Annotated in this window: 20 protein-coding genes and 1 pseudogene; 6 read left to right on the top strand and 15 right to left on the bottom strand. The window is 71.5% G+C overall.

The window, feature by feature from the left end; all coding sequences use genetic code 11:
- Nucleotides 1–190: 190 nt before the first annotated feature.
- Nucleotides 191–490: a WXG100 family type VII secretion target gene (locus ACZ5C2_RS36260; RefSeq protein WP_006133193.1), complete on the bottom strand. Its 300-nt coding sequence runs from the start codon at nucleotides 488–490 to the stop codon at nucleotides 191–193.
- A 301-nt stretch (nucleotides 491–791) separates the two neighbouring features.
- Here ACZ5C2_RS36260 and ACZ5C2_RS36265 point away from each other — a divergent pair, with 301 nt between their 5' ends.
- Nucleotides 792–5,468 (top strand): FtsK/SpoIIIE domain-containing protein, encoded by a 4,677-nt coding sequence (locus tag ACZ5C2_RS36265; RefSeq protein WP_468800906.1) that lies wholly within the window; start codon nucleotides 792–794, stop codon nucleotides 5,466–5,468.
- A gap of 475 nt (nucleotides 5,469–5,943) precedes the next feature.
- On the opposite strand, the gene ACZ5C2_RS36270 is transcribed toward ACZ5C2_RS36265, so the two are convergent.
- Together ACZ5C2_RS36270 and ACZ5C2_RS36275 are read right to left on the bottom strand one after the other, a co-directional pair.
- On the bottom strand, nucleotides 5,944–7,941 hold the full coding sequence (locus ACZ5C2_RS36270) for a serine/threonine protein kinase (RefSeq protein WP_468800908.1): 1,998 nt from the start codon (nucleotides 7,939–7,941) through the stop codon (nucleotides 5,944–5,946).
- 105 nt (nucleotides 7,942–8,046) lie between these two features.
- Entirely contained in the window at nucleotides 8,047–8,895 is an 849-nt protein-coding gene (locus tag ACZ5C2_RS36275; protein ID WP_468800910.1) for a menaquinone biosynthetic enzyme MqnA/MqnD family protein, read from the bottom strand.
- A gap of 307 nt (nucleotides 8,896–9,202) precedes the next feature.
- On the opposite strand from ACZ5C2_RS36275, the gene ACZ5C2_RS36280 reads away from it, so the two are divergent.
- From ACZ5C2_RS36280 to ACZ5C2_RS36290, 3 genes are all read left to right on the top strand, one after another.
- The gene (locus ACZ5C2_RS36280; protein WP_003992177.1) at nucleotides 9,203–9,406 is read left to right on the top strand and encodes a cold-shock protein; all 204 of its coding nucleotides are present in this window, start codon (nucleotides 9,203–9,205) and stop codon (nucleotides 9,404–9,406) included.
- A 490-nt stretch (nucleotides 9,407–9,896) separates the two neighbouring features.
- The gene (locus ACZ5C2_RS36285) at nucleotides 9,897–10,592 is read left to right on the top strand and encodes a class I SAM-dependent methyltransferase (RefSeq protein ID WP_468800912.1); all 696 of its coding nucleotides are present in this window, start codon (nucleotides 9,897–9,899) and stop codon (nucleotides 10,590–10,592) included.
- Between the two features lie 416 nt (nucleotides 10,593–11,008).
- Nucleotides 11,009–11,908, top strand: a complete 900-nt coding sequence (locus tag ACZ5C2_RS36290; RefSeq protein ID WP_468800913.1) for a LysR family transcriptional regulator — start codon at nucleotides 11,009–11,011, stop codon at nucleotides 11,906–11,908.
- A gap of 63 nt (nucleotides 11,909–11,971) precedes the next feature.
- Here the strand turns inward: ACZ5C2_RS36290 and ACZ5C2_RS36295 are convergent, their stop codons facing one another.
- Both ACZ5C2_RS36295 and ACZ5C2_RS36300 read right to left on the bottom strand, forming a co-directional pair.
- Nucleotides 11,972–13,894 carry an AMP-dependent synthetase/ligase gene (locus ACZ5C2_RS36295; protein WP_468800915.1) on the bottom strand — a complete coding sequence of 641 codons (1,923 nt, stop codon included), beginning with the start codon at nucleotides 13,892–13,894 and terminating at the stop codon, nucleotides 11,972–11,974.
- A 251-nt stretch (nucleotides 13,895–14,145) separates the two neighbouring features.
- Nucleotides 14,146–15,432: an acetyl-CoA C-acetyltransferase gene (locus tag ACZ5C2_RS36300; RefSeq protein ID WP_468800917.1), complete on the bottom strand. Its 1,287-nt coding sequence runs from the start codon at nucleotides 15,430–15,432 to the stop codon at nucleotides 14,146–14,148.
- Nucleotides 15,433–15,519: 87 nt separating this feature from the next.
- Here ACZ5C2_RS36300 and ACZ5C2_RS36305 point away from each other — a divergent pair, with 87 nt between their 5' ends.
- Nucleotides 15,520–16,842 (top strand): 3-oxoacyl-ACP reductase, encoded by a 1,323-nt coding sequence (locus ACZ5C2_RS36305; protein ID WP_468800919.1) that lies wholly within the window; start codon nucleotides 15,520–15,522, stop codon nucleotides 16,840–16,842.
- A gap of 7 nt (nucleotides 16,843–16,849) precedes the next feature.
- Nucleotides 16,850–17,713 (top strand): MaoC family dehydratase, encoded by an 864-nt coding sequence (locus tag ACZ5C2_RS36310; protein WP_468800920.1) that lies wholly within the window; start codon nucleotides 16,850–16,852, stop codon nucleotides 17,711–17,713.
- Here the strand turns inward: ACZ5C2_RS36310 and ACZ5C2_RS36315 are convergent.
- From ACZ5C2_RS36315 to ACZ5C2_RS36360, 10 genes and pseudogenes are all read right to left on the bottom strand, one after another.
- Nucleotides 17,683–18,378 (bottom strand): TetR/AcrR family transcriptional regulator, encoded by a 696-nt coding sequence (locus ACZ5C2_RS36315; RefSeq protein ID WP_468800922.1) that lies wholly within the window; start codon nucleotides 18,376–18,378, stop codon nucleotides 17,683–17,685. The genes ACZ5C2_RS36310 and ACZ5C2_RS36315 overlap by 31 nt on opposite strands.
- A gap of 24 nt (nucleotides 18,379–18,402) precedes the next feature.
- The gene (locus tag ACZ5C2_RS36320; protein ID WP_468800923.1) at nucleotides 18,403–19,728 is read right to left on the bottom strand and encodes an SPFH domain-containing protein; all 1,326 of its coding nucleotides are present in this window, start codon (nucleotides 19,726–19,728) and stop codon (nucleotides 18,403–18,405) included.
- Nucleotides 19,725–21,530 (bottom strand): SPFH domain-containing protein, encoded by a 1,806-nt coding sequence (locus ACZ5C2_RS36325; protein ID WP_468800925.1) that lies wholly within the window; start codon nucleotides 21,528–21,530, stop codon nucleotides 19,725–19,727. Before ACZ5C2_RS36325 ends, ACZ5C2_RS36320 begins: the two co-directional genes overlap by 4 nt.
- Before the next feature lie 204 nt (nucleotides 21,531–21,734).
- Nucleotides 21,735–21,893: pseudogene (locus tag ACZ5C2_RS36330) on the bottom strand (dicarboxylate/amino acid:cation symporter); the annotation flags it as partial.
- A gap of 119 nt (nucleotides 21,894–22,012) precedes the next feature.
- Complete coding sequence (locus ACZ5C2_RS36335) at nucleotides 22,013–22,312, bottom strand: DUF4229 domain-containing protein (RefSeq protein WP_468800926.1); 300 nt, start codon at nucleotides 22,310–22,312, stop codon at nucleotides 22,013–22,015.
- A 96-nt stretch (nucleotides 22,313–22,408) separates the two neighbouring features.
- Nucleotides 22,409–22,933 carry a GNAT family N-acetyltransferase gene (locus ACZ5C2_RS36340; protein ID WP_468800927.1) on the bottom strand — a complete coding sequence of 175 codons (525 nt, stop codon included), beginning with the start codon at nucleotides 22,931–22,933 and terminating at the stop codon, nucleotides 22,409–22,411.
- Nucleotides 22,934–22,949: 16 nt separating this feature from the next.
- Nucleotides 22,950–23,234, bottom strand: coding sequence for a hypothetical protein (locus ACZ5C2_RS36345; protein ID WP_468800929.1), 285 nt, complete (start codon nucleotides 23,232–23,234; stop codon nucleotides 22,950–22,952).
- Nucleotides 23,231–24,394 (bottom strand): aminofutalosine synthase MqnE, encoded by a 1,164-nt coding sequence (gene mqnE, locus ACZ5C2_RS36350; protein WP_468800930.1) that lies wholly within the window; start codon nucleotides 24,392–24,394, stop codon nucleotides 23,231–23,233. Before mqnE ends, ACZ5C2_RS36345 begins: the two co-directional genes overlap by 4 nt.
- Nucleotides 24,395–24,468: 74 nt before the next feature.
- Nucleotides 24,469–24,927 carry an Lrp/AsnC family transcriptional regulator gene (locus tag ACZ5C2_RS36355; protein ID WP_468800931.1) on the bottom strand — a complete coding sequence of 153 codons (459 nt, stop codon included), beginning with the start codon at nucleotides 24,925–24,927 and terminating at the stop codon, nucleotides 24,469–24,471.
- 121 nt (nucleotides 24,928–25,048) lie between these two features.
- Nucleotides 25,049–25,732 carry a UbiX family flavin prenyltransferase gene (locus ACZ5C2_RS36360; RefSeq protein ID WP_468800932.1) on the bottom strand — a complete coding sequence of 228 codons (684 nt, stop codon included), beginning with the start codon at nucleotides 25,730–25,732 and terminating at the stop codon, nucleotides 25,049–25,051.
- Nucleotides 25,733–25,772: the final 40 nt, after the last annotated feature.

Raw genomic sequence — 25,772 nt, forward strand, 5'->3', positions numbered from 1 at the left:
GGAGGCGTCCATGACGGGCGACTTGATCGCTTTGAGATTGGTCGTGTGCGGATCTGTCGCCCGCGCGGCGGGGGGGGGGGGGGGGGGGGCCCCGCCCCCCCCCCCCCCCCCCCCCCCCCCCGCCGCCCCCCCCCCCCCCCCCCCCCCCCCCCCCCCCCCCCCCCGCCGTCGTGTCCCCGGCGGGCCGGAGTTACTTCCGCGCCGCCTTGGCCAGTTCGTCGTCGATCTGCTCGAACTTGTCGGCGGCCATCGTCAGGTAGTCGCCCATGCCGTCCAGGCCGTCGAGCGTGGTCTTCGCACCGTTGGTGAACTCGTCGAAGTTCTCGTCGAAGGCCTTGGAGGAGCTCTTCGTGACGTAGCCGGAGTTGACGAGGTTGTTGATGTACTTGCGGAGGCCGTCCAGCTTCTCCTGCAGCTTCTCCTTCTCCTTCACGACATGCTTGGCAGCCTCCCGCATGTCCTGGTATGTGATGTCAAGGTCCTTGGCCATGAAGCCGCTCCCTCTCGCAACGCCGCAGGGCCAACCCCCGTGGCTCCCTGTTTGCGGAACCGTCGGCACGGGGCCGCTGGGGCCACCGGTGCGATCGTCCGCTCTTGCGGCAGCAGCTTACGGGGGCGAACTGTGGTGGCACATCCCGTGTTTGTGAAGGCGCCGGTGTGAAGTCGTGCATGCCGTTGCTGTCGGGAATACGGCACGCTCCCCGACTGCCCCGACCCCACGGGGGGCCGATATCGTCGACGGACCGTGACGCGCGGGGTGGAAGCGGTCACGGGGCCTGGGGAGGACAAGCGTGCGCCTGACTCTGACCGTCGTCGATCCGTTCGGTGGGGACGCCGCCGATGTCGTACTCGATGCCGATCCCGAGTCCACCGTGGGGGACATCGCGCAGGAGCTGGCCGCGCAGGTCGGGCACAGCGGGGCGCAGGTCATCCCCATCGGGCATCAGGGCCGGGCTCCGGCCCGCAACGTGCCCCTGGTGTATGTGGACGGGTACGCCGTCGATCCCGGCGCCACCGTCGTCGGATCGCCGCTGCGCGACGGTGCGGTCGTGTCGCTCCAGGACCCTGCCGGGTGTCTGCCCGGGGAGCCGTCCGGGCTCGTCGAGCTGCGGGTCGTCGGCGGGCCGGCCGCCGGGTCCGTGCACCGGCTCGGGGTCGGGCGGTACGACATCGGCAGCGGGGCGTCCACATACGTCCGGGTAGACGATCCCGAGGTCGACGGCCGGGCGCTCACCCTCTCGGTCGCCACCGACGGGACGTGTCAGGTCGTCGTGCACGGCGACGAGGAGGGCGTCACCCTCGATGGGAAGCCGATCGGCGGTTCGGAGGAGGAGAAGGGGAAGGAGAAGGGAAAAGAGAAGGGGAAGGGCCAGGCGGAGGGCAAGGGGAGGAAACGCCGGCGCAAGAAGGGCGAGGAATCCGCCCGCGAGAAGACCGACCGGTTCGACTGGCCCCTCGGTGCGCAGATCGGGCTCGGCAACACCCTTCTCGAGCTGACCCGTTACACCCCGCCGAACGCCGCCCTCAAGTGGTCCGACGACGGGATAGGGCTCGACTACAACCGGCCGCCCCGGCTGCGTCCGGCCGAGCGGCAGACCAACTTCCGGCTTCCGTCGGCGCCCCGCGAATACGAGGCCCGGCCGCTGCCGTGGCTGATGGCGCTGACGCCGCTCGTCGGTGCGATCGTCATGGTGACGATCTTCCAGCGCTGGTACTACCTGATCATGGCGGGGCTCAGCCCCATCCTGCTCTTCGCGAACTACTTCAACGACAAGAAGCACGGGCGCAAGTCCCACGCCAAGCAGGTCAAGGAGTACGAGGAGCAGAAGGAGCGGATCGAGAAGGACGCCCAGGAGGCGCTGGTCCAGGAGCGGAACGACCGGCGGCACGCCATTCCCGATCCGGCGACGGTGCTGTCGATGGGCACCGGGCCGCGGACCCGGCTGTGGGAGCGGCGGCGGACCGACCGGGATCACCTGCTGCTGCGGTTCGGGACGGGGCGGCTGCCGTCCGAGGTCGTGCTCGACGACCCCGAACAGGACGACCACCGGCGTCAGGTGACGTGGAAGATCGAGGACGCGCCCGTGGCGCTGAACCTGCGTTCGCTCGGCGTGATCGGTGTGGCGGGGCCCGGTGACTCCGCGCGGGCCCTCGGGCGGTGGGCGGTGGCACAGACCGCCGCGCTGCACAGCCCGATGGACGTGCAGTTCTACGTGTTGAGCGAGAGCAGCGCCCAGCCGTCCTGGGACTGGATGCGGTGGCTGCCGCACGCCCGGCCGTCCAGCGGGCAGGACGTCAATGTCCTCATCGGTACCGACGCCGAGACCGTCGGCGCCCGCATCGGCGAGCTGACGCAGATCCTCGACGCGCGCAAGAAGGCCGCCGAGCAGGCGCGTGCGCAGGGCACGACCTTCAGCGATCCGGACATCGTCGTCGTATGGGACGGCTCGCGGCGGTTGCGGTCGCTTCCCGGTGTGGTGCGGCTGCTGCGCGAAGGGCCGTCCGTGTCCGTGTACGCCCTCTGCCTCGATGCCGAGGAGCGGTTCCTGCCGGGTGAGTGCCAGGCGTTCGTCGTCGCCGAGCCCAGGGCCGAGGAGCACGACCGGGAGCAGCAGCAACTGCAGCAGGCCCGGCCGCAGCAGGTGAGCGGCGGTTTCCCCTCCTTCCAGGCCTGGCATACCAGCGCACCCGAGACCGGAAGCGCCCAGCAGGCGGACCGGCTGCGACTGCGCGTGGAGGAGGCGGGAGCGGAGCGGATCAAGGACGTACGGCCGGACTTCGTCCCGCCGGCCTGGTGCCTGCGGCTCGCCCGTTCGCTGTCGCCGCTGCGCGACATCAGCGGGGAGACCGAGGACTCGGCGCTGCCCGGCTCCAGCCGGCTCCTCGACGTGCTCCAGCTCGAGCCTCCGACGGCCGACGCGATCGGCGCCCGGTGGCGGATGGGCGGGCAGTCGACGCTCGCCGTCATCGGTGAGTCGTACGACGGACCGTTCGGTATCGACATGCGCAAGGACGGGCCGCACGGGCTCATCGCCGGTACGACCGGTTCCGGTAAGTCCGAGCTGCTGCAGACGATCGTCGCCGCGCTGGCCGTCGCCAACACGCCCGAGAACATGACGTTCGTCCTCGTCGACTACAAGGGCGGTTCCGCCTTCAAGGACTGTGTGAAGCTGCCGCACACCGTCGGCATGGTGACCGACCTCGACGCCCACCTCGTGGAGCGGGCACTGGAGTCGCTGGGCGCCGAACTGAAGCGGCGCGAGCACATCCTGGCCGCCGCGGACGCCAAGGACATCGAGGACTATCAGGATCTGGTGCGGCGGGATCCGTCCCACCCGCCCGTGCCACGGCTGCTGATCGTCATCGACGAGTTCGCGTCGATGGTGCGTGACCTGCCGGACTTCGTCACGGGGCTCGTGAACATCGCCCAGCGAGGGCGGTCCCTCGGCATTCACCTGCTGCTCGCGACCCAGCGGCCGAGCGGTGTCGTGTCTCCGGAGATCCGCGCCAACACCAACCTCCGGATCGCCCTGCGGGTGACGGACGCCGGTGAGTCGACGGACGTCATCGACTCGCCCGAGGCGGGTCACATCTCGAAGAGCACCCCGGGTCGGGCATACGCGCGGCTCGGTCACGCCTCGCTGGTGCCGTTCCAGTCGGGGCGGGTCGGTGGCCGGCGGCCCGGGGCGGCGGACCCGGCCGCCCTCGCACCCTGGGTAGGCCCTCTGACCTGGGAGGATCTCGGGCGTGCCGCACTGGCCAAGCCGAAGTCGGAAGCGCGCGAGGACGACGAGATCACGGATCTGAAGGTGCTCGTCGACGCCGTGCGCGAGGCGAACAGCGCGCTTGGCATCCCGGCCCAGCACAGCCCTTGGCTCCCCGCGCTGGACGAGACGCTGCTGCTCGACGACGTCGAGGTCCCGGCCGTCGCCCTCGCGCCGGGCAAGCTGCCGCCGGCCCCGTTCGGCATCGAGGACCTGCCGGGCGACCAGGCTCGCCGTCCGGTCGCCGTCGACTTCTCCACCTTCGGGCATCTGATGATCGGCGGTGCCCCGCGCAGCGGCCGGTCACAGGTGCTGCGCACCATCGCGGGTTCCCTGGCCCGCACCCACTCCGTGGCCGACGTCCACCTGTACGGCATCGACTGCGGCAACGGCGCGCTGAACGCGCTGACCCGGCTGCCGCACTGCGGTGCGGTCGTCGGCCGCAACCAGACCGAGCGGGTGGTCCGGCTCGTCAACCGGCTCAAGGGCGAGCTCTCCCGGCGCCAGGACCTGCTGGCGGACAAGGGGTTCGCGGACATCGGCGAGCAGCGGGCCGTGGTCGCCGAGGAGGAGCGGCTGCCGCACATCGTGGTGCTGCTGGACCGCTGGGAGGGCTGGGTGCCCACGCTCGGCGAGATCGACCACGGTTCCCTGACCGACGAGTTGCAGACGATGATGCGGGAAGGCGCGAGCGTCGGCATCCACCTCGTCCTCACCGGTGACCGGACGCTGCTCGTCGGCCGGATCGCCTCCCTCACCGAGGACAAGTACGGTCTGCGGCTGGCCGATCGCAGCGACTTCTCCTCGCTCGGCATTCCGACCCGCAAGGTGCCGGAGGAGATCCCGCCGGGCCGTGCCTTCCGTAACGAGGCCGGTACGGAAACGCAGTTCGCGCTGCTCTCCGAGGACACCACCGGTCAGGGCCAGGCAGCGGCGATCACGGCCATCGGTGAGGCGGCGGCCGCCCGTGCCGCCGAAGTGCCGCGTACGCGGCGGCCGTTCCGGGTGGACAGCCTGCCGAGCCGGATCTCCTTCCCGGAGGCGTGGGAGCTGCGCGACCCGGAGGGGTCCCGGTCCAAGCTGTGGGGGCTGGTCGGTATCGGCGGCGACGAGATCACCGGCTTCGGTCCCGATCTCGCCGACGGAGTACCGGCGTTCGTCATCGCGGGGCCGGCCAAGTCGGGCCGTTCGACGGTGCTGATGAACTTCGCGCAGTCGTTCCTCGCGCACGGCACCCGCCTGGTCGTCGCCGCCCCACGCCAGTCGCCGTTGCGCCAACTCGACGGTGCGGAGGGCGTGCTGAAGGTCTTCACCGGTGATGACATCGACGAGGACGAGTTCGAGGAGCTGATCGGTGAGGCGTCGACGGACGAACCGATCGCCGTGCTCGTCGACGACGGGGAGATCCTGGAGGACTGCGACGCCGAGAGCCAGCTGAAGAAGCTCGTCTCCCGGGGCGCCGAGCGCGGGCTCGCCCTGGTCATCGCCGGTGACGAGGAGGACGTGTGCAGCGGCTTCTCCGGCTGGCAGGTCGACGCCAAGAAGGCCCGGCGCGGGATTCTGCTCTCGCCGCAGGAGTCGTCCAGCGGCGACCTCATCGGCGTTCGGCTGTCCCGCGGGATGGTCGGGGGCCAGGTGGCCCCGGGCAAGGGCATGCTCCACCTCGGGGACGGTGAGCTGCGGACGGTCGTGGTGCCGGGGTGAGCGGCGGATCGGCGGATCGGTGGATCGGTGGATCGGTGGATCGGTGGATCGGCGAGTGTGAAGGGGCGGAAGGCGGCCGGACGGTCCGTGGGGTGCATGTACCGGCCCGGCCGCCGGGCGCCCTCCGCGTCGTGGCCCGGCCGGGCGCCCTCCGCGCTGTGCGAGGCACAAGCCGGGGTGACCGGGCCCTCGGCTGACTGGGGCCCCTGCTCAACTGCCTGGTGCCGGTCGTACGGTCCCCAAGGCTCGTGCCGGTCGTGCCGCTGATCCTCGTCCGCCTGTAGTGGGGCCCCGGGGTCTGGGGCCGAGCCGGTGCTGCCGAAATGGCCGGGTGCCGTGGGTCCCGTCGCCGTGGTCGCGGTGGCGGTGGCCGTGGCCGTGGCGGTGCTCATGATCGGCTGGTTCGACGCGTACGTGGTCAAGGACCGTCCGGCCGATTCCGGGGTGGGGACCACCGACGTGCCGGATTCCGCCTCTACTCGATCTTCGACAACCGGGCCTTAGGGCTCCCGGACGGTTTGCTGTCCGACTCGTACACAAGGTCGTCGCCGACTGGGGTGAGCCGGACCGTGTGGGGCTCCTGGTTGCAGACGTCACGGTTGGTCTTCGCGCCGACGGAGGTGGTGACGAGCTGCTTCTCCGTCACCTTCTTGAGGGTGAGTACGTCGTCGCAGATGCCGCCGAAGATGTCCGTGTGCCGGAGTGTGCCCACCTGCTCGCCCACCGTGGCCTCCTTGAGGGTCACGCGGAACGTACCGAGCGGAATGGCGATGGTCTCGCGGGAGTTGGCCTGGCCCTCCCAGGTGCCGAGATAGCCGGCGGGAACGGTGTCAGGGACGGTGGCGGGCGGTTCCTGGGGCCTGGCTCCGTCGTCGGCATCCGAGTTGCCGCTGGAAGACTTGCCCGTGCCCGGCAGCAGGTCGAGTACGAACGCGGACCCGACGGTCACGACGGCCAGCGCGCCCGCGACGGCGAGCGCGACCGTGCAGCTCACCCTCCGGCCCCTGCCGCTGGGGCCCGGGGAGGCCGTGGCCGCCACGGAGACGGAGAGCTTGCCGGGGCGGTGGCTGCCGCCTGGGCCTGCGCCGGCGCCCGTGGGCTGGGTCGGTGGGTGGGGGGTGGCGTGCGGGTCCGCATACGGGTTCGGGGTCGGGCCGGCGTCCGGGCCGACCGGTGCGTCGCGCGGCGCGGGAATGACAGTCCCGCTCCGCCCCTCGGGCGCAGGCATCACCGGTGGCGGCCCGAAGATCCCGCTCGCCGGCCCCGCACCCGGCACCCCGGCGGCCGACGCATCACCGGACCCCGCGCCCGGCACCCCGGCGACCGCCTGGTCACCGGACCCCGCACCCGGCATCCCCGCAACCGAGGCATCACCGGACCCCGCACCCGGCATCCCCGCAACCGAGGCATCACCGGACCCCGCACCCGGCATCCCCGCAACCGAGGCATCACCGAGCCCCGCACCCGGCATCCCCCCGACCGACGCATCACCGGACCCGGCGAACCCGGTGCCCGACGCCCCGCCCACCGACGGCCTGCTGAACCCCACCGGTCCCGACGCCGGTCCGGCCCCCGTCGCCTCCAGGTTCAGCAGCTGCACCGCGGCCCGGCTGACCTGTTCCACCAGGGGTCCCGGCAGCCAGCCGCCCGCCACCAGCCGGGCCGCGCCGCCCTCGGGAGCGAGCCGCCGGGCCACCTCGGCGGGGGTCGGCCGCGCGGACGGTTCCTTGGTCAGGCAGGCCTCGGTCAGCTCGCGTACGTCCCCGTCCAACTCGCCGAGTTCCGGGGGCTCGTGCACGACCTTGTACAGCAGCGCCGCCGAGGAGTCGCCGGGGAAGGGCGGCCGCCCGGTCGCCGCGTACGCCAGGACCGCACCGAGTGAGAAGACGTCCGCCGCGCCCGTCACGCCCTTGCCGAGGATCTGTTCGGGGGACATGTAGCCGGGCGAGCCGATCGAGACGCCGGTGGAGGTCAGGGAGGCCGTACCGTCCATGGCGCGGGTGATGCCGAAGTCGATCAGCAGCGGGCCGTCGAGGGTGAGGAGGACATTGGACGGCTTCACGTCCCGGTGCACCAGGCCCAGTTCGTGCACCGCCGTCAGCGCCTCGGCCAGACCCGCGCCCAGGGTCCGTACGCTGTGGGCGGGCAGGGGGCCGGCGTCGGTGACCGCCGCCGCGAGGGAGGGGCCGGCCGCGTAGGCGGTGGCGACCCACGGCACCCGGGCCTCGGGGTCGGCGTCCAGGACGGATGCCGTCCAGGCGCCACCGACCCGGCGCGCGGCGTCGATCTCGCGGCGGAACCGGGCGCGGAACTCCTCGTCCAGCGCGAAGTGCGGGTGCACGATCTTCACCGCGACGGTGCGGCCCCCGGCGCTGCGGCCCAGGTAGACCCGTCCCATGCCGCCGGAGCCGAGCCGGCCGAGCAGCCGGTAGGGCCCCACGACCGTGGGTTCGTCCACATCGAGCGGCCGCATGGCGTCCATCCCTCCCCCGTCACGCCCGTGTGCCGGGCCCTGCCAGCAGGGTAGTGCGCGGCCCGCCCGGTCTCACGGCCGAAGGGAGCTGAAGGGGATCCGGTCTTACGGCCGGAGCAGCTCCACCCTGACGTCCGCCGGGAATCCGGTCGTCGGCCCGACCCAGCGGGCGAACTCCGCGACCGCCTCCAGCTGCGGGGCACCGAAGCTGAAGTCAAGGGTGGTGAAGTACTGGGCCAGGGTCTTCTCGTCGAAGGACTCCCAGCGGGCCGCCTGCTCGGCAACCTTGTCGACCTCTTCCAGGGAGACGTTGCGGGAGGTGAGGAAGGCCTCGTGCACCTTGCGGGTGATGGCCGGCTCGCGCTCCGCGTAGTCGCGCCGGGCGGCCCAGACGGCGAAGACGAACGGCAGGCCGGTCCACTGCTTCCACAGCACGCCCAGGTCGTGGACGTCCAGGCCGTAGCGGGGCCCGTCGACCATGTTCGCGCGCAGGGCCGCGTCCCCGATGAGGACGGCCGCCTCGGCCTCCTGCATCATCAGGCTCAGGTCGGGCGGACAGGTGTAGTAGTCGGGCTGTACGCCGTACCGCTCGGTGAGGAGGAGCTGGGCGAGGCGTACGGAGGTGCGGGAGGTCGACCCGAGGGCGACCCTGGCACCGTCCAGCCGGTCCAGCGGGACCTGCGAGACGATCACGCAGGACATCACCGGGCCGTCGCAGCCCACGGCGATGTCGGGGAACGCGACGAGTTCGTCCGCGTGCCTGAGGTACTCGACGAGGGTGATGGGCCCGATGTCGAGGTCGCCCCGCACCAGCTGCTCGCTGAGCTTCTCGGGGGTGTCCTTCGTCAGCTCGAAGTCGAGGAGCGTGCCCGTTCTCGCGAGCCCCCAGTACAGCGGCAGACAGTTCAGGAACTGGATGTGGCCGACGCGCGGCCGGGTGCGAGGATTGTCCACATCGTGAGGCTAGCCCTCGCCGGGAGCGGAAGGGCCTTCACCCCCTTGTTCAGTCTTGAACGACCGGACAGGTGTGACGTACGGGACATGCAAACATCCGGGTGACGTGATCTTGACCTCTCTTGCATTCGGGCGTCCGCGTGCTAGGCTTCTTCGCAAGTTGCAGTTTGGTTTCCCTTGCAGTACAGAGCCTGCGGAGCATGTGACCGCGGGCTCTCGTCGTTCTCAGACGTATGCAGTTGTGCGGATTGGTCTTCACACTTGCTGGTTCTGGAGCAGGGCAACCCTTTGGGCCCAAGGAGGGCTTATGGCTACCGGAACCGTGAAGTGGTTCAACGCCGAAAAGGGCTTTGGTTTCATCGCCCAGGAAGGCGGCGGCCCCGACGTCTTCGTCCACTACTCCGCGATCAACGCGAGCGGCTTCCGCTCCCTCGAGGAGAACCAGCAGGTGTCCTTCGACGTCACGCAGGGTCCGAAGGGCCCGCAGGCGGAGAACGTCACCCCGGTCTGATCGATCCTCCGATCCGGGAACGACTAGCAGTACCCAAGGAGCCCCGCGCCGCAAGGCGACGGGGCTCCTGCCTTTACGCCTTTCCGGCGCCTTGTTGAATTCCCGGCGAATTCCTCTCCTACGGGGCGCCTGATCGGCACGCATTCCCTACGGGGCTCCAGCGTCTCGTCCGCATGCGGCACATCACCGCGATACGGCATCACCCCGATGTGCCCCACCGCCCACCGAACATGCGACGCACATGGCGATCCCGGCCCGCCCGGTCGGCCGGAGCGGGATTCCCTCCCCGGGGCCCGGTCGTCCGCGTCGACGAAAGCAAGTCGGCCACCCGGATCCGCGAGCCTGCGTCCGGGGACCACCGTCGCCGGTCCCGCCCCCGGCCTCCCTCGGCGACGGCCCACCCCCGGCTGCCGGACACGCGCGTGCGTTCCCGCACCCGTCACCCCGAACCCGCCCCGGCTGTCGGTGGGCACGGGTAGGGTCCCCGCCCATGACCGCCACCACCCCTCACCACACCAGCCCTCACCACACCAGCCCTCACCACACCACCGCCACCCGCACCTTCTACGACGCGGTCGCCGAGGACTACGCCGCCCTGTTCCGTGATGCCCTCGCCGCCATGCCCCTGGACCGGGCGGCCATGGCCGGCTTCGCCGAACTGGTCGGGGCGAGCGGCAAGGTGGCCGATCTGGGATGCGGCCCCGGCCGGGTGACCGCGCATCTCGCCTCCCTCGGGCTGTCCGTCTTCGGCCTCGACCTCTCGGAGTCCATGCTCGCGATCGCCCGCCGCGAGAACCCGGGGCTGCGCTTCGAGCAGGGCGCGATGCAGCATCTGGACCTCCCCGACGGCTCCCTGGACGGCGTGGTCTCCTGGTACTCCACCATCCACACCCCGCTGGACGAACTGCCCGCCATCTACGCCGAGTTCCGCCGGGTGCTGACACCCGGGGGGTACCTCCTGCTCGCCTTCCAGTCCGGCGACGAGCCCCGCCGGCACGAGCACCCCTGGGGCCATCCGGTCACCCTCGACTTCCGGCGCATGCGGCCGGAACGCATCGCCGAGATCCTGGAGACGGCCGGTTACACCATCGTCCAGCGCACGGTACGCATGGCCGACACGGCGCAGGGAGAGTCGACCCCGCAGGCCTTCCTCATCGCCCGCACCGCACAGAGCCCCGAGGACTAACACGCGGGGTGCCCTCGCGCCACCGTCCCGGAGTCCCCCGTACGGCCTGGCACTCCCGCCAGAAAACAGCACTCAGCAGCGGCTGCAGACGCGTGAAACACGTCCGGCAGTTCCCGCCCCCCGCTGGTCACGGAAGGCGGGGCCGACCCGTGCGAGGTCCCGCTCGTCGGCGACGGTGAGCTCGACGAGGTCCGGCGCATCCGGGGCCCCGGTTCCCCTGCGCGGCCGGTGAAACGGTCGTGGAAGGGAGCGGGTGAGGTGGGTCGGCACCCGCTCGCGTCCCCTCCCCTGTTCCGGACCTCGGCGGGGGCTGGGAGCGGGTTGCCGCCCGGGCCCTGCGACGATCGTCGCCGAGTACCGCAGCCTCAGTCAATCCTTGGAATCTGTCGGTAAGTCCAAGTGTTAGCTTGGGTGTTGTGACGTTGGACGACCTACGCGTCTTTGTCGCCGTGTGCCGGGCCGGCAGTCTGAGCGCGGTCGCCCGCGACCTGGCGTGTACGCAGTCGGCGGTGAGCCAGCATGTGAAGCGGCTGGAGCGGGAGACGGGAGTCAGCCTGCTGGAGCGGCTGCCGCGCGGGGTCGTCCCGACCCCCGCCGGCCGTCTCCTGGAGACCGCCGCGGCCGAGGGCCTCACCGGTCTGGACGCCGCCCTGCGGCGGCTGCGGGAGCTGGTCGACGGTGAGCGCGGTTCGGTGCGGATCGCCACGGGGGCCACGACCGTACGGCACTTCATGTCGGGCGCGGTCGTCGCCTTCCGGCAGCGTCATCCCGCGGTCAGCCTGGAGTTCCGCACGGAGAGCTCCAGCCGGGGCTGCTTCGACGCGCTGGGCGACAGCGAACTGGACCTCGCCTGGATCACTCTCGGCGCGCCGGTGCGGGGTATCGAGCAACGGGCGGTCATGGAGCTGCCCTGGGTCCTCGCGATGCGGTCCGACGACCCGCTGGCCACGCGCTCCTCCCTTGCCCCGGGCGAGGTGCAGGATCAGCGCCTGATCCGCCTGCCGCCCAACTCGACCTCCGCCGCCCGCCTGGACGCCGCCTGCGCCGAGTCCGGGGTCCGTTTCACCTTCGACACGAGCGTGGCCGACTGGGACACCGCCCTGCTGCTGGCGGAGCTGGGCCTGGGGCGCGCGGTGGTTCCCGCGCTGCCGGGCCACGCCGTACCCGGCGAAAAGGGCTCCCTGCGTCTGGTCCCGATCCGCGCGCTGCGCCCCCTGACGGTCGGCTGGGCGGTACGCCGCTGGGACGCCCTGACGCCGCTGGCACGGGCGTTCGCGGACACGGTGAGGGACAGCTGCGCGGGCGGTACGCCGTGACCGTTCCGGCGGTGGGAAGCCACCGGCGGCCGGTCACCGGCCACGGCCGTGCCGGGGCGCGACCTACCCCCCGTACAGCTCCTCCACCTCCCCCGCGAAGTCACGCAGGATCTCCTCCCGCCTCAGCTTCATCGACGGGGTCAGGTGGCCTGCCTCCTCGGTGAAGTCCACCGGGAGGACGGTGAAGCGGCGGATCGACTCCGGGCGGGAGAGCATCTTGTTGGCCTCGTCGATGGCGCGCTGGAGGATCGCCATCAACTCCTCGTCGGAGGCGAGGAGTTCCGGGGGGACCGGGTGCTTGCCGTTCATGCGGCGCCAGTGGGTGATGCCGTCGGGGTCGAGGGTGATCAGGGCGGAGACGAACGGGCGGTTGTCGCCCAGCACCATGACCTGGGAGATCAGCGGGTGTGAGCGCAGCCAGTTCTCCAGCGGGGCCGGGGCGATGCTCTTGCCGCCCGCGGTCATGATCAGCTCCTTCTTGCGGCCCGTGATGGTCAGGTAGCCCTCGTCGTCCAGTTCGCCGATGTCACCCGTGGGGAGCCAGCCGTCGGGGGCGGCGGAGAGGACTCCGCCCGCCTGCGGGTCCCAGTAGCCGCGCAGCACGTGCTCTCCGCCGACCAGGATCTCGCCGTCCGCCGCGACACGGATCCGGGTGCCGGGCAACGGCCAGCCCACCGTGCCCAGGCGGGGCTTCAGCGGGGGTGTGACCGTCGAGGCACCGGTGGTCTCCGTCAGGCCGTAGCCCTCGAAGATCTCGATGCCGGCGCCGGCGTAGAACGCACCGAGGCGGCGGCCCAGCGGGGAGCCGCCGCAGATGGCGTAGCGGACCCTGCCGCCCATGGCGTTGCGGATCCTGCGGTAGACCAGCGGGTCGTAGAGGGCCCGGGCCGCCTTCAGGGAGCGGGACGGGCCGGGGCCCGCGCCGGTCTGCCGGTTCTCGAGTGCCTCGCCGTAGCGGCGGGCCACCGACACCGCGCGGTCGAAGGTCGAGACCCGTCCGCCCGACTCCGCCTTCGCACGGGCGGAGTTGAAGACCTTCTCCAGCATGTACGGGATGGTCAGCAGGCAGGTGGGCCGGAAGCTCGCCAGGTCCGGCAGCAGGTCCCCGGCCGCCAGACTCGGCGCGTGTCCGAGGCGCACCCGGGCGCGTACGCAGGCGACGGCGACCATGCGGCCGAAGATGTGGGACATGGGCAGGAAGAGGAGCACGGAGGCCTCTTCGCTGGTCCGCGCCCTGAAGATGGGGTAGAGCAGCTCGATGGCGTTGTCCACCTCGGCGAAGAAGTTGCCGTGGGTGAGGGCGCAGCCCTTGGGGCGGCCGGTGGTGCCCGAGGTGTAGACGAGGGTGGCGAGGGTGTCGGGGACCAGCATGCCCCGGCGTACCTCCACCTCGGCGTCCGGAAGGTGCGCTCCCGCTTCCGCCAGGGCGCCGACGTGGCCCTTCTCCACGATCCACACCCACCGCAGGTCGGGCAGGTGCGGGAGTTCGGGGCCGAGGGCGGCGGCCTGGCCGGCGGTCTCCGTGATCAGGGCGACCGCGCCGGAGTCGTGCAGGATCCAGCGGGCCTGGTAGGCGGACGACGTGGGGTAGATGGGGACGGTGACCAGCCCGGCCGCCCAGGCGGCGAAGTCGAGGACCGTCCACTCGTAGATGGTGCGGGCCATGACGGCGACCCGGTCGCCCGGCACCAGGCCCTCGGCGATCATCCCCTTGGCGACGGCCAGGACCTCGGCGGCGAACCGCCGCGCCGACACGTCACGCCAACTGCCGTCGGCCGTCTTCCGGCTGAGGACCACCGCGTCCGGCGCCGTGGCCGCGTTCTCGAAGGGCAGGTCGGCGAGCGATCCGTGCCGCACCGGCTTCGCGAACGGCGGTACGTACGCTTCCCGTACGACCCCGTCCAGCCGCCGGGTCTCGGGCTCGACCAGGACGGGTGCTCCGTAGACGTCGTCGTCGAGAGCGGTGGCGGAATGCGCGGTGGACACGGGCGGCTCCTGGGGCGTGCAGTGGAACTGCGTGATGCCACGACGTACGTGCCTCGCACGCCGAGGCGCTCATCTCGGTGGGTCCCGGCGAAGAGGGCGACACCGGTCGGTGCCGGGATCGTACGGCCGTGACGTGGGGGGTCTGTGCGGGTACGGGGGTGGTCCCGGGCCGGGCGTGTGCAATGTCGGGGGTTACGTGCGGGTCGCTCACGAAAACACCCGGTCAGGGCCGCTTCAGGATCAACACCCGGTCAGGGCCGCTCCAGGATCGCCGTCACGCCCTGGCCGCCCGCCGCGCAGAGGGAGATCAGGCCCCGGCCGGGGGCGTCCCGTTCGGCGAGGAGGGTGGCCAGCGTCGCCACGATGCGGGCGCCCGTGGCGGCGAAGGGATGGCCGGTGGCCAGGGACGAGCCGGCGACGTTGAGCCGTGCGCGGTCGACGGGCGCCAGGCCCCGCTTCTCCCAGGCGGCCAGCGTGGCCAGCACCTGGGAGGCGAACGCCTCGTGCACCTCGATGAGATCGAAGTCCGTCATGTCCAGTCCGGCCCGTTCCAGCATGCGCGGCACCGCGTGGGCGGGTGCCATCAGCAGACCGTCCTCGCCGTCGGCGACGTCCCCGTGCACGAAGTCCACGGCGGCCGTCTCGTACGCGGTGAGGTAAGCGAGCGGCCGCACACCCCGTTCCTCGGCCCACTCCTCGCTCGCCAGCAGGACCAGCGCGGCGCCGTCGGTGAGCGGGGTCGAATTGCCCGCCGTCATGGTGGGGTCGGGGTGGCCGAGACCGAACACCGGTTTCAGGGTGGCGAGTTTCTCCACCGTCGAGCCCGGGCGGAGGTTGTGGTCACGGGCCAGACCCCGGAACGGCACCACCAGGTCCTGGAAGAGACCCCGTTCGTACGCCGCCGCCAGCCGCTGGTGGCTGGCCGCCGCGAGTTCGTCCTGGGCCTCGCGGGAGACGCCCCAGGCACGGGCGGTGACCGCCGCGTGCTCGCCCATGGAAAGGCCGGTTCGCGGTTCGGCGTTGCGCGGGATGTCGGGGACGAGGTGGCCGGGGCGCACCTTCGCCAGGGCCCTGAGGCGGGCACCCGTCGACTTGGCGCGTCGCGCCTCCAGCAGCACCTTGCGCAGCCGGTCGTTGACGCCGAGGGGTGCGTCACTCGCGGTGTCGGAGCCGCCGGCGATCGCGGCCTCGGTCTGGCCGAGGGCGATCTTGTTGGCGGCGGCGATGACGGCCTGGAGGCCGGTGCCGCAGGCCTGCTGGATGTCGTAGGCGGGGGTACGGGCGTCGAGCCGTGACCCGAGGACCGTCTCCCGGGCGAGGTTGAAGTCCCGGCTGTGCTTGAGGACCGCCCCGGCGACGAACTCCCCCACCGCGCCCGGCGTGTGCAGCCCGTACCGCTCGACCAGGCCGTTCAGCGTGGCGATGAGCATCTCCTGGTTGGAGGCGGTGGCGTAGGGGCCGTCGGACCGGGCGAACGGGACACGGCTGCCGCCGATGACCGCGACGCGCCGGACGGCGGTCGGCTTCAGAGTGCTCATATCGACCTGCTCCTCACCGGTGACATAGGATTACCTCCGGTAACCTTACTTCAGAGTAAGCAGAGCGAGACCACACCGGGAGCCCCCATGGCCGACCGCTATCTGAGCTTCACCGGGACCGCGCCCGGCCGCTTCCTGACCCACCGCCTGGGTCTCCCCCGGCCCGCTTCACTGCGCCGCTGGTCAGCCGACCGGCCGAAGCTGGACGGCGGTCTGCTCCACCTCACGGCCGGTCGGTCCGGCCTCGGCCTCGCCCCCGTACTCGCCCGCACCGGACTCGACCCGGACGACGCCACGGGCCGGCCCGGCGCCGTCGTCCTGGACGCCAGTGGGATACGGGACGTCGAAGGCCTCGGCGAGGTGCACGCCGCCCTGCATCCCGTCGTACGGTCGGTCGCCGCGAGCGGCAGGATCGTGGTGCTCGGCGCCCCGCTCGACCCGGACGACCACCATCAGGCCGCCGCACAGCAGGCGTTGGAGGGCTTCACCCGCTCCCTCGGCAAGGAGACCGGCCGGGGCATCACCGTGAACCTGGTCCGTCTCACCGACGCCGACGCCGCCGAGTCCGCTCTCCGCTTCCTGCTCTCCCCCAAGTCGGCCTACGTCAGCGGCCAGGTGATCGAAACCACCGCGCACGGGACCACCGCTGACGAACCCGCCGCCCCCTACGACGTGGACCGCCCCCTCGCCGGCCGCACCGCCCTGGTCACCGGCGCCGCGCGCGGCATCGGCGAGGCGGTCGCCGAGACCCTGGCCAGGGACGGCGCCAAGGTGGTCGTCCTCGACGTCCCCGGGGCCGAACCGGACGCCCGCCGCGTCGCCGAACGGCTCGGCGGCATCGCACTCCCCCTCGACATCACCGCCGCCGACGCGGGCACCCGGATCGCCGAGGCCCTCCCCGACGGCATCGACGTACTCGTCCACAACGCCGGCATCACCCGTGACCGCCGCCTGGTCAACATGCCCGCCGACCGCTGGAGTCCGGTGCTGGAGGTGAACCTCGCGAGCGTGCTGCGCACGACCGACGCACTGCTCGACGCCGGTGTCCTGAAGCGAGGCGGGCGGATCGTGGCGACAGCCTCCATCGCGGGCATCGCCGGGAACGCCGGGCAGACCAACTACGGGGCCAGCAAGGCCGGAATCACCGGACTGGTCCGCACCCTCGCACCGCACGCGCTCGCCCGGCACGGGGTGACGGTGAACGCTGTGGCACCCGGATTCATCGAGACCAAGATGACCGCCGCCGTTCCGCTGTTCATCCGTGAGGCGGGGCGCCGTATGAACTCCCTCGCCCAGGGCGGCCTGCCCGTCGACGTCGCCGAGACCACCGCCTGGCTCGCCCACCCGGCCTCCGGCGCGGTGAACGGGCAGGTCGTACGGGTCTGTGGCCAGAGCCTGTTGGGGGCGTGAGCACACCATGACCTCCAGTGCCGCACCCACGGTCGAGCTCACCGGGACCCCCGCCCTCGCGCCGCTCCTCGCGCGCGGCGCCCTGCTGTCGCCCCTCAAACGGCCCCGCCCCGACGCCGGTCACCCCCGCACCCGGCTGGTCCTGCCCGCTCTGCGCGTCGACCCGGCCCGGCTCACCGCGTACGAGCGGGTGTGCGGCTTCCCCGCCGGCGAGAACGCGCTGCCGGTGACGTATCCGCATGTGCTCGGCTTCCCTCTCGCCATGCGGCTGATGAGCGGGCGCGACTTTCCGCTGCCGTTGCTCGGGCTCGTCCACACGTCCATTGCGATCACCCGGCACCGCGCGACACCGTCCACCGGCACGTACGACCTGACGGTCCACGTCGACGGCCTGGCCCCGCACCGACGCGGCACGGAGGCCGCCGTGGTCACCCGGATGCGGTCCGGCGAGGAGATCGTATGGGAGTCACGGAGTACCTATCTGGCCCGGCACCGGACCGCCGCCGAACCCCCGAAGGCCCCGGCAGCCCCGGCGGAGGATCTCTCGCCGCTCCCCGCCCTCGATGAGTGGCAGCTGGCCGGGGACCTGGGCCGGCACTACGGCGCCACGTCCGGCGACCGCAACCCGATCCATCTGCACCCACTCACCGCCAGACTCTTCGGCTTCCCCCGCGCCCTCGCGCACGGCATGTGGACGGTGGCCCGCTGCCTCGCCGCGCACGGCACTCCGGACGCGGCAGCGGTACGTGCGGACTTCAGGGCGCCGGTGTTCCTGCCCGGCACGGTGACGTACGCGGCACGGGGCGGGCGCTTCGAACTGCGCGGCGGAGGTGACCGGGTTCACCTCACCGGCGAGGTCCGCCCCGTCTGAACGTCGGGGGCACCGGCACCGGAGTCGTCGGGCGGTGTCCAGTGGCGGCCGGCCATCAGGTCGCCCAGCCCCGCCCAGGCGAAGTTCATCAGGGTGGCCGCCGACTGCCGGGCCGTGACACCGGGCATGGTGTTGGCCCAGTCGGCGAGGGACTCTGCGGCGCCCACCAGGGCCTCCGCCAGTCCGGAGACCTCTCGCTCGGGAAAGTCGGGGTCCCGGTGGGCCTCACGGGCCGCGGCGAGGATGAGCTGGGTCACGAACGCCACGATCTCCGCGCGCATCGCGGCGACCTCGGCGGCGAACACCTCGCCGTGCGTACGGGCCTGGAGGTGCAGCACCGCCCAGCCGTCGGGGTGCCGGGCGGTGTGCGTGAAGAACGCGGTGAGGCCCGACCAGAGCTGGCGGTCCGCCGGCAGCTCCGGGCGGGCACCGGCGCGGACCGCCTCGGTGAGGGCCTCCGCCTCCCGCCGGATGCAGGCGGTGAAGAGGTCCTCCTTGGAGTTCAGGTACAGATACACCAACGGCTTCGACACGCCCGCCAGTTCGGCGATCTCATCCATCGACGCGGCCATGTACCCCCGTTGCCCGAAGGTCCGCACGGCTGCGTCCAGCATCTGCTGTTCACGGACCGCACGCGGCATCCGCTTCGTCTTCACGGCACCCATGGGACACAGAGTACGGTCCGTCTCCTACTGCGGATCCCCTCCACCGTCGTTCCCCAGCCCCATCCGCTCACCGAGGGCCGGCCGGTCGCCCGCCGTCAGTCGCGGCAGCAGCTGCGCGGTGAACAGCGTGGACAGCGCCGAGGTGTCCGTACCGCCATCGGTACGCACCACCACCGGCTGCGGGGCCTTGCCGGCGAGCCCGGCACCCACCTCGAGGCGCCTGCGGGCCAGTTCGTACTGGAGCACCGCGCGGTTGTCCCGGTAGGCCATGGCCAGGGCGCGCTGGGCGCGGGCCTCGTTCTCGGCGGCGATGAGCCCGCTGCGGCCGCGCGTCTCGATCTCGAACCGCACCCGCTGGGCCTCGGTCTCCTGCCGCTCCAGCAGCTGGGCGACCTCCTCACGGGCCCGGTTCAGCGCGGCCCTCACCTCGACGATGCGGGCGTCGCGCACCTTCTTGGCGCGCTCGATGTCCATGCCCAGGCTGTCGATGCGCCGCTTGCGGGTCAGGCCCCACTCCTGCTCGTAGGCGGTGCGCTCCTTGGCGATCCGCTCCCGGGTGGCCAGGTGGTGCTGGTACTGCGTCGGCAGCTGCACGTCGGGGATGTTGCAGCCGGTGATACGCACGCCGTAACCGGACAGCTGCCGGTTGAGCAGCTCCTGCATGTCGGCCACGTCCGAGCCGCGCAGGTCGTAGGCGCGCTGGGTGCGCATCTGCCGGGCCCGTTGCCGGATCGCGTCCTGTACGGCGCTGGACAGCACCAGGTCGAAGTTGCCGGCACCGATGGTGCGGACGAACAGCACCGCGTCGGTGATGCGGAACTTCAGGAAGAACTCGATCGAGCGCAGCGGCACGTTCTCCTGCGTGGGGCAGGCCATGACCGGCGCCGAGTACGGGATCTCGGTGGCCGTGTCGACGACGAAGTCGACCCGCGACCAGGGGTGCCAGAGATAGTGCCGACCGGCGTCCAGGGTGCGGGTGACAGCGCCGTAGCGGGTCAGCACACCGTTGGTGCCCTGCTCGATCTCGACGATCGAGGAGCGCCACCACCACAGTGCGCCGATCGCCAGCAGCACCACGCCACCGACGTAGGCGAGGGTGGCGAGCGCACCGTAGGCGAGGTCGGCCACGCCGTCGGAATCGGCCTCGCGCAGCGTCAGCATCACGCCCGTCAGCAGGGCGTAGGCGCCGAGCCAGAGCGGCAGCATCCACCACAGCCGGCGGCGATGGCGGGGGATGATCACCGGAATGAGGGTGTCGGCCTCGCCACCGCGCAGCAGACGGGCGATGTCGCTCCAGGGGGCGACGGCCTCGGAGATGACCGATCGGCGGTGCATACGGGCGGAACTCACGGCTGGGCCTCCTCGACGGGCTCGTGCACATCACCGGTTGCGGCGGTCTCGCCGGCCGCACCGGTCGCGGTGGTACCGGCAGTCCCGGTGGCGGTCCCGGTAGTCCCGGCGGGCGCGGCAGTCCCGAACGTCCCGGCAGTCCCGGAGGTCGCGGCGGCCCCGGTGGCTCCGGCGGTTTCGGGCGCATCGCCCGCCCCCGCGTCCCCAGGCACCTGCGGCACCGTCGGCCGCTCGGCCGCCAGCAGCGCGCCGATCTCCTCCTCGCGGGCGGCGATACGCTCCGACACCTCCCCCAGCCGGCCCCGTACGGCGGCCATGTCCGCGTCGGTGAACAGCTCGGCCCCGCGCTCACCGACCATCTCGCGGGCCAGTTCCAGGAAGTCGATGCCGGCCGCGCCGGCGCCGTCCACACCGCCGATGCGCACCAGACGGGGCAGATGGTCGGCGACCTGCTCCAGGGTGTCGAGCACCTGCTGCTGGTAGCGGTACTCGAGGATCTCCGGCGCCTGTGCCGCGGTCACCGCGCGGATGTCGAGGGCCTGGGCCTCCAGCAGTGCCGCGTTGGCCTTGGCCTCCGACTCGGCCTGGACATAGCGCTGGCGGGCCAGCGCCTCGGCACGGTTGGTCTCGCGCTCCACGGCGGTGTCCATCTGCGCCTGGTACTGGGCGATGTCGGCCTGGATCGCGGAGAGCGTCTCCTGACTCGAGGCGAGTTCCCGGCTCAGGTCGCCCTCGTCCTGCTCCTTGCGCAACTGGAGCGCGTACTCGTGGGTGTACGCCTCCTTGGCCATGCGCACCATCTCGGGGGCGGCCAGGTCCATCCGGTAGCGCCGGTCCGCGGGCTCGGCGTGGGTGATGTTGGCGTTGGTCAGCTCCACCGCGGGACGGAACTGGTGGTTGAGCTGCTCCAGCAGGCGGCCGCTGTCCTCACCCACCATGTCGTAGATACCGGACGCCTCCTGCTCGTAGATCAGGCTGCGGATGGTCTCGCTGACGGCGTTGCCCAGCTTCTCCTGGAACCCGCGCACGGCGCCGAGGGTGTAGACGAACTCGACCGGGTCACTGATCCGGAACTGGATGAACAGGTCGATGGACGCCTTCACCCCGCCCTTGGTCGGGGCCTCGCGCACCGGCGCGTTGAACGGGTACTCGCGGACCGTGTTGACGATGTACGACACCCGCTTCCAGGGGCTGAGCAGGGTGATCCGGCCGGGTCCGACGACCTTCTCCAGCTTGCCGAACCGGGTGATCAGCGCCTGGCAGCCGTCCGGCACCATGACCAGGCCCTGCCGCCACCACACGAACGCGACGGCGAGCAGCGCGATCACCCAGTAGTGCAGTCCGAACAGGGGGTTGGTGAGGCCCCCGCCACTGGTCGCCGACACGACCGAGGTACCGACGGCACCGACCACCAGCAGCGACAGCACCGGCAGCATGGAGAGCAGGGAGCGGCCCCTGGGCATCACCATCGGGCAGATGGCGTGCACCACCTCGCCGCCCTCGCGCAGCTGCTCGCTGCGGCCGAGCGCCTCTCCGGCCTCGTCCAGCGGTACCGTCTTCTGCCGCATGACGGTGTCGACGGAACTTCCGTCCTGTTCCCGGGCCGCCGGGAAGTCGGCGGGGTCCATGCCCTCGCCCTCGGCCTCCTGACGTCCGCCCCGACCGTCCCCGCCGCCCTGCGACGACGTGCCGCCGCCTCCGACGCGGCGGCGCAGTTCGTCCTGGGCCGCCGCGCGCGGATCCGTGCCGGACGCGACCGCCTCGGCGACGCTGCGTAGGCTCTGCGCCCGCGTACGTGCCATGGGTTCCCCCTTCGCGTGTGGTGCTGATCCCTGACGGATCGCCCATGTGGTGCACGTGATGCGTACGGTGCGCGTGGTGCGCACGATTCACGTGGTCCAAGGGATTCCACACCATCGGGGAGACAGAAGTAAGGGGCGCTCCCAGCAACGCTCACCTGCCGGTGGTTGCCGGGAAGCTCCCCTCGCCCGGGGTTCCAGGAACGGTCAGGCCACCGCGGGGGTCCGCCGGGGCTCGGTGCCCGGGGTCCCGTCGGCGGGGCCGTCGTCCACCGGGGAGGCGCGGACCGAGTCGTACGCCGTGCGGTCGAGGAGCCCCTCGCGGGCGGAGACGACGACCGGGACGAGCGCCTGACCGGCGATGTCGTCACCGTGGTGTGGGTCATGCACGCGCGGTCATGTATCCGCGCAACACAAAGCGCCCCGGGTTTCCAGGGGATTCGGGAACCCGGGGCGCCGAAGCGCGATGCGCGGTGTGACGGACGTTAAGACGCCTGCCGCTGCGCGCGGGCGGTGTCGTCGGCACCGTCCTCCATGGTGCGGTTGGCCTCCAGGTTGGCCTTGGCCCGGTCCACCCGCTGCACGATCCGCTCGGAGGCCCGGTCCCGCTCCTTGCGGAGCACGACGAGGCTGATCGGGGCGGAGACCAGCATCGCGAGCAGGATGATCCACAAGCCGTTGGAGTCGCCGAGGCCGCGCGGGGCGAGGCCGGAGTAGACGAGGCCCCAGACGACCACGAGGCAGCCCGCGAAGATCCCGAGGCGCATCAGTGTGTAGCGGAGCATCTCATCCACTCTTCCCTGCGTACGGTCAGAACGTCCCAAAGGGACAACGTCCAGTGAAGCACGGCCGACGGAGGATCTTTCAGCGGGGTACGCGCCTCAGGTCAGCGGTAGCAGCATGATGACGTCGTCCCGGTCGTCGCCGGGTGCCACGCGGATGGCGCCGGGGACCCGGCCGACCTCCTTGTAACCGCAGGAGGCGTAGAAGCGCTCCAGTCCGAGGCCGCCGCGGCAGGTGAGCCGTACCGCCTCGACGCCGTCCAGGGTGCGGGCAGCCCGCCCGGCGGCGGCGAGCAGGTCCCGCCCGTAGCCCCTGCCCTGGTGGCGGGGGTGGACCATCACCGTGTACAGCCAGATCCAGTGGGTCATCAGGTGGTGGGTGTTGAGGGTGAGGAACGCCGTCGCGGCCACCCGCCCCTCCTCGTCGTGCCCGACGAGCAGCCGGGAACGCTCCTCCGCCATCGCCACGAACTGCCGCACCAGCCCGGGCCGGATGTCGTCCCGTGTCACGGGCGGCACGAAGCCGACCGCCCCGCCCGCGTTGGTGACATCGGCCCACAGGTCGAGGATGCCGTCGCGGAGTTCGGGGGTGACGACGGGATCGAAGGTGAAGGTAAGGGGCATGGACCGATAGTAGGCATTACCCCAGCGTCGGCGCAGCTCCTTTCGGGTCGGCCGGCAGCCCTCGGTACCCCACCTCCCGGTCGTCCGCCCGCGGCACCACCGACGGGTGGACCGTGGGCACCAGCCGCTCGGGGCGTCCGTGGATCTCCTCCTCCAGCACCGTGCCCCGCACCTGCGTGCCCCGGAACGAGGAACCGAGCAGCGCCTCCCCGGCGGTCGCGAGTGTCCCCACCCAGGGGCGCGGGGAACTGCGCGACCAGTCCTCACCCACCCGCGGCCGGCCAGCGACCGGAAGCGTCACACCCGCATCGGCTGCGGCGACTCCCGGCGCGCCGGGTCCGCACCGTCGTACTCCCGGATGATCTCGTACCGCGTGTTCCGCTCCACCGGCCGGAAGCCCGCGTCCCGGATCAGGTCCAGCAGATCCTCACGCGACAGCTTGTTCGGCGTGCCGTAGTCGTCCGCGTCATGCGTGATCTTGTACTCGACGACCGACCCGTCCATGTCGTCCGCCCCGTGCTGGAGGGCGAGCTGTGCCGTCTGCACGCCGTGCATCACCCAGAAGACCTTGACGTGCGGCACGTTGTCGAACAGCAGCCGCGACACCGCGAACGTCTTCAGCGCCTCCGCCCCGGTCGCCATCTGCGTCCGCGCCTGGAGCCGGTTGCGTACCTTGCCGTCCTTCATGTCCACGAAGTCGTGCTGGTAGCGCAGCGGGATGAAGACCTGGAAGCCGCCGGTCTCGTCCTGGAGCTCACGCAGCCGCAGCACGTGGTCCACGCGGTGGCGGGGCTCCTCGATGTGGCCGTACAGCATGGTGCTCGGGGTCTTGAGCCCCTTCTCGTGCGCCAGCCGGTGGATCCTCGACCAGTCCTCCCAGTGGGACCGGTGGTCGACGATGTGCTGCCGCACCTCCCAGTCGAAGATCTCGGCGCCGCCGCCGGTGAGGGACTCCAGGCCCGCGTCGATCAGCTCGTCGAGGATCTCGGAGGCGGACATGCCGGAGATGGTCTCGAAGTGGTGGATCTCGGTCGCGGTGAACGCCTTGAGCGAGACGTGCGGCAGCGCCGCCTTCAACTCCCGCAGCGAGCGCGGGTAGTAGCGCCACGGCAGGTTGGGGTGCAGTCCGTTGACGATGTGCAGCTCGGTCAGGTTCTCCGACTCCATCGCCTGGGCGAGCTTCACCGCCTCCTCGATGCGCATCGTGTACGCGTCCTTCTCCCCCGGCTTGCGCTGGAAGGAGCAGTAGGCGCAGGAGGCGGTGCACACGTTGGTCATGTTGAGGTGGCGGTTGACGTTGAAGTGCACGACGTCGCCGTTCAGCCGCGTCCGCACCTCGTGCGCCAGTCCGCCCAGCCAGGCCAGGTCGTCCGACTCGTACAGCGCGATGCCGTCCTCACGGGTCAGGCGTTCGCCCGCCCCGACCTTCTCCTCCAGCTCGCGCTTGAGCCCGACGTCCATCCCGTCCCTCATTTCCTCGACCTCTGCGACCTCTACGGCCTCTTCAGGCAGACCCCGTCAACCGTACGCGCCCTTTACTGCACCTCTTCGGGCAGCTCACCGACGCGGTTCTCCCACTTCGTGGAGAGCACGATCGTCGTACGGGTCCGGGAGACGCCCTTGGTGCCGGACAGCCGGCGGATGGTCTTCTCCAGGCCGTCCACGTCATTCGCCCGCACCTTGAGCATGAAGGAGTCGTCACCGGCGATGAACCAGCAGTCCTCGATCTCGCGGAGGTCCTTCAGCCGCTGCGCCACGTCCTCGTGGTCGGCGGCGTCGGAGAGCGAGATCCCGATCAGGGCGGTGACGCCGAGTCCGAGCGAGGCGGCGTCCACGGTGGCGCGGTAACCGGTGATGACACCGGCCGCCTCCAGCCGGTTGATGCGGTCGGTGACGCTGGGTCCCGACAGGCCGACGAGGCGCCCCAGCTCCGCGTAGGAGGCCCGGCCGTTCTCTCTCAGGGCCTGGATGAGCTGCCTGTCCACCGCGTCCATGCGAATCGAGCCTTCCGCTGAAGAGGTACGAAGTTCTTGAAAAGGGTGGTACCGAGGGTGGTGCCGAGGGTGGTGCCGAGGGTGGCGCTGAAGGTGGTACTGCGGTGCCGTGGTGACGGGCTCAGTCGGTACGGGATCCGCCACCGAGCTCGCCCTTCCAGCGGCGGTAGAGCCGGTGCTCCACGCCCGCCGCGTCGAGCACGCGTCCGGCGACGAAGTCCACCAGGTCCTGGATGTGCGTCGCGCCCGCGTAGAAGGCCGGTGAGGCGGGCACCACGGCCGCGCCCGCGTCGTCCAGTGTCACCAGGTGCCGCAGGGTCTGACCGTTCAGCGGGGTCTCCCGTACGGCCACCACCAGCGTGCGTCCCTCCTTCAGGGTCACGCTCGCCGCCCGCTGCAACAGGTCCTTGGACAGTCCGAGCGCCACCCCGGCCACACATGCCGTGGAGGCGGGCACGATCAGCATGCCCCTGCTCGGATACGACCCCGAGGACGGCCCGGCCGCGAGGTCACCGGCCGCCCAGTGCCGTACGCCGTCGAGGTCGACGGTGAAGGTGCCCGGCTTTCCGTCGGCCCCACGGGACAGCCATTCCCGCAGGTCGTCGCGCCAGTGGGCGTCACGGAAGGCGATGCCGGTCTCGTCCAGCAGGGTGAGCCGCGAGGCCCGGCTGACGACGAGGTCGACGCTCTCGCCGGCGGCGAGCAGGGCACGCAGTACCGAGGCGGCATACGGGGTGCCGGAGGCGCCGGAGACCCCTACGATCCAAGGCGTACGCCGCGTCTCTCCTGGCTTGACTGGGTTCACGACTCCGAGCCTATCGGGAGTCACAGGGCGGGAACCGGGC

This window comes from Streptomyces sp. NPDC031365 (genome assembly GCF_055569765.1).